Source organism: Falsochrobactrum shanghaiense (assembly GCF_003149535.1).
Taxonomy (GTDB): domain Bacteria; phylum Pseudomonadota; class Alphaproteobacteria; order Rhizobiales; family Rhizobiaceae; genus Brucella; species Brucella shanghaiense.
Map to the genome: position 1 here is coordinate 1 of NZ_QGDB01000041.1, position 560 is coordinate 560.

Sequence of the window (560 nt, forward strand, 5' to 3'; positions counted from 1 at the left end):
GCACCGGCAACCGTGCGTCGGCGTCTGGCCAACTGGTCGACGCTGACCCGCTGGCGGGGTCTGGAGGGTGCGTTCACGTCGCCCGCCGTCAAATCGGCCATCCGCCTTGCCGTCCGTGCCCTCAACCGGCCCAAAGCCCGCAAGAGTGCTAATGCCATCACCGGCGATATTCTGGGCAAGCTGCTTGCGACCTGTTCGGGTGAGGATCTCACCGCCTTGCGCGATCGGGCCATCCTGATGGTGGCTTTTGCCTCCGGCGGCCGCCGCCGCAGCGAAATGGCAGGCTTGCGCACGGAACAACTCGTCAAGCAGGCCCCCGTCACCGATGAGGACGGCTCTCCCCTTCCCTCGCTCGGCATTCATCTCGGCCGCACCAAAACCAGTGGTGCTGATCACGATGAAATCGTCTATCTGACCGGACGGCCCGTCGACGCCCTCACCCGCTGGCTCGAAGCGGCGCGGATCGACAAAGGCAGCGTGTTTCGCAAGATCGATCGCTGGGGCAATGTTTCCACGCGGGCACTGGAACCCAGTGCCGTCAACGCCATCGTCAAGCGGCG

The 560-nt window shown here is 65.2% G+C and carries 1 protein-coding gene; it reads left to right on the plus strand.

Going from position 1 to position 560, the window contains the following annotated elements:
• The coding region (locus DKP76_RS18930; protein ID WP_483419635.1) for a site-specific integrase at positions 1-560 on the plus strand (560 nt) is incomplete at both ends.